This window comes from Methanofastidiosum sp., assembly GCA_020854815.1.
In the GTDB taxonomy this organism is placed as follows: domain Archaea; phylum Methanobacteriota_B; class Thermococci; order Methanofastidiosales; family Methanofastidiosaceae; genus Methanofastidiosum.
On sequence record JAHKLW010000085.1, the window covers coordinates 1 to 3,517 of the forward strand.

At 44.5% G+C, this 3,517-nt stretch carries 3 protein-coding genes and 1 pseudogene; all 4 read right to left on the reverse strand.

What is annotated here, in order from left to right; genetic code table 11:
* On the reverse strand, positions 1–502 hold a 502-nt coding region (locus KO464_09965), incomplete at its 3' end, for a trigger factor family protein (GenBank protein MCC7573688.1).
* A 228-nt stretch (positions 503–730) separates the two neighbouring features.
* Positions 731–2,293 (reverse strand): annotated as a pseudogene (locus tag KO464_09970) (transposase).
* Between the two features lie 244 nt (positions 2,294–2,537).
* Positions 2,538–2,807, reverse strand: a complete 270-nt coding sequence (locus KO464_09975; GenBank protein ID MCC7573689.1) for a YlmC/YmxH family sporulation protein — start codon at positions 2,805–2,807, stop codon at positions 2,538–2,540.
* A gap of 88 nt (positions 2,808–2,895) precedes the next feature.
* Positions 2,896–3,517, reverse strand: a 622-nt coding sequence (locus tag KO464_09980; GenBank protein ID MCC7573690.1) for an insulinase family protein, incomplete at its 5' end; no start/stop codon positions are given.

Consider the following 3,517-nt stretch of genomic DNA (forward strand, 5'->3'; position numbering starts at 1 on the left):
GCACGATATGGCCGTTTTCTACAATCCCGCTCTCTACATTTTCCAAGCGGGCCATTTGCTTGCTATAGCTTTCCAACACTTTCAAAGCATCCTCGTCTTGCGGCTCGCTTTGAGGTTGTTCTTCTACTTCCATTCCTTTAAAGTCTGGAAGTTTGATCTCCGGAATAACCGATACCGTAGCTTTATAAATCAAAGGAAGTCCGCGATCGATCTGAACCACTTCTACCTTGGGATCCCCGATCGTTTCTAAATCTGCTTCCTTAATCACTTCCGGCAAGGTTTGATTAAGTAAAATATCCAGAGCTTCTTCAAAGAGCGCTTCCTTACCCACTAGACTCTCAAAGATGGGGCGCGGCACTTTGCCCTTGCGGAAACCGGGGATATTAATCTGCTTGACCATTTTTCGATATGATTGCTCTAACGCTTCTTCAACCCGCTGTTCCTCTACTTCGATCTCCAAGGTAGCCAGATTAGTTTGTATCTTCTCCACACTGAACTTCATTTATTCTGCTCCTCCTTGCTCTGTTCAACCCCAGCAATGACTCTAAATATGGGTGCCGGTTAACTTTACCATATTATTTTTCCCATTACCAGCAACAAACATAACTGATTAGGGTGTCAAAAAACTCGTTTCTGTAGAAACAATTATTACCCGCATCCGGCGTATCCTCAAAAACCTGAAAAGAGTGCGTGGTATTTCGATCAATAATTTTTTAAGGTTCAAAAGAAGTGCTCTCTTTAACACTCTTTTTACATTAATTGCCGCTATCTTAAAGGAGAACCAGATTTTTGAGCGCAGTAAACCCCTGACTGGGATTCGATCCACGTGATACCTTCTGCGCAACACTGAGGGTAGGCCTTCTACCCCATTTCGTTTCTTGGCTAAGGCACGATACTCTTCTGTGGATAACTTCTTAATGTAAGTTGCTCGTTGCACCATTTTTTCGGATATCATCACAAAAGCGGATTTCTTTTGCAGCTTAGCACCACATTTTTCTCTTAGAGGACAATGTTCACAAGTTGCTTTGTTAAAGGAGGCCCGATACATCCCGCTATCTTTATAGTATCGCGTTTTATAAGGACTAAAACCGGCAGGACATTTTATGATTTCCTTATTATGTTCGTCAAGCTGAAAGTCGGCCAGAGTTACATCCGGTGATTTCCCGAGCAGGGCGGTTGTTATGAGTTCGATGTTACATTCTGCAGCCAGTTCCATGTTTTCAATACTGGAGTAGGCCCCATCGGCCAGCAAAGTCATTGATGTTTCCTGTTTGCCAAGTTTTTCAATGGTTTCTTTGCAGAAGCTGCTGTCACTATGACTGTTTTGTTGGTAATCATAAGAGGTAATCAGGGCACCTTGGTCATCAAAGGTTTCTACCAGATTGCCGACATATCCCTTGTTGTCCTTCCCGGCTTTGCTTCGATAGGTGGCATCCGGGTCAGAGGGGTTTTGCAGACTTTTGGGGGATACTTGTTTTTTATCTTTAAGAGTGGCTTTCCCTTCCGGTGTCTTTTCGGTTTGTTCATTAAGCACCCTTTGCAGAAGCTGGTATTCAGTCAAATCAAAATAGCTTTCATCCAACTTAGAGATGAGTTCATTCGCATCGTCAATCACTTGCTGCAACCGGGAGGTGATTTCCTCTCCCTTACGGTGATAGATCATTTCGTTTCGGTCTTCTTCTTTGAGGTAGTGCATCAGCTCGGTTGGAAGTAGCTTATCTTCTTTATTTTTATGGAGAGCCTTTACCATGTTTGCCACGCAGGTATAAAGAATCTCCAGCCGGGACATTTTCTTGCAGCTGGATGAAACCATCAGGCTATCCATCCGTTTCATGGAGGGGCTAATGTTTAAGTATTCGACAAAGACCTGGGCCATCGCTTCCATTTCTTCTTGTAAGAGATCAACACCGGTCTCTTGGGTATGCTGGTAGAGCCTTTCGCGAAAACGGCTAAAGGTGCGGTCGCTGAAGGGTTGCTCTTTAAAACTGGTTGTGTGAAGGGCATATTGGAATCGCACATCACAAAGAATACTGGCAAGAAGTTCATCATCGGTCAGGTTAAACATCTCTTTTAAAATCATAGATCCGACCACCGCGTTTACCGGGCTGTTAGGCCGTGAGGCTGGATTGTCACTATATAAAACCGCAAAACGTTCTTCGTTAATAGCGGGAAAGATGATATCTGCAAATCCTTTTGCCCAGGAATTCGCAATGAACTTCTGAATACGTTCACTGAGAACTAAAAAATTGTCTTCCAGGTTGATTTGTTGATATTTATTCAGCTTAAATGCCACATTAATCTACCTTCCATTGGAAATTTTATATGGTTTTATTATACCATATAAATGGCCAGATTTCCTTATATATCAAGGGCTTTCGGCTTTTTTTACTGAAATTTTAACCTGGAAATTAGTCGGGTTTATATCACCTCATTTTGGGTGGAAAATTTACTTTTGACACCCTAATCATCATTAAGGCAACAATAAAAAGCGCTTGCTGATTGTGATTGATTAACTCTAAGCAAAGGGTTTAACAAATCTACAACAAGTGCCGGCGACCCCTTAAGTTGGTTCGGTCCAGATCTACGATTATTACTTCGGCCCCAATCTTTTTAACCGCTTCCCAAGGGATCACCATCTGCTGCTGATCACCCCAAAAACTCAACAGATTATTTCTCCCCGGCAGAATCAGTGATTGTACTCTTCCGGATTCAAGATCAATGACCAGGTCCGACTCTCCTACAGTGCCCAGCCGGCCTCCATCATAAAAGTTGATTATTTCTTTGCCTACCAGTTCACTCATGCGCATCTTTTTGCCCCCCGATCCTGGTCCAAATTATTGTTTTACTGATAGAACTTATGAGGGGCTGACCTAAATTATTACCGTTTATTACCGATTACCTTACCCATTGTTTCAGTTCCGGAGTATAATCCCCCGGTCCAATTGCCACGCCGGAAAAGTTTTCCGGCCTAAACAGCTGCTGGGCCAAGGATAGTATATCCTCCTGCGTAACCGCGTCCACCTTTTCGATTACCTCATCCGGATCAATCACCCGATCGTAACACAACTCGGAGCGGCCAAGTCGGGTCATGCGGTTACTGACACTCTCCAGGCCTAAATACATTCCGCCTTTGATCTGGTCTTTAGTCCGCTGCAGTTCACTGGCCTTGATCCCTTCAGCCTGTACCTGCCGGACTTCTTTCATCAGCAGTTCTAGAATTTGGGTAACGTTGGCCGGTCCGGTGCCGGCATAAATCCCTAAAAGCCCGCTGTCGCGGTAAGAAGTATGGTAGGAATATACCGAATAGGCCAAGCCGCGCTCCTCCCGGATTTCCTGAAAAAGCCGGGAACTAACCCCGCCGCCCAAAACGTTGTTTAATACGGACAAGGCGTAAATCTGATCAGCATTATGACTTAACCCCGGTACCCCGAGGCATAAATGGACTTGTTCCGTATCCTTTTGCTGACTGACGATGGCCGATTGCGGGCACGGTGCTTCTGGCTGCAGAACCGGCAAC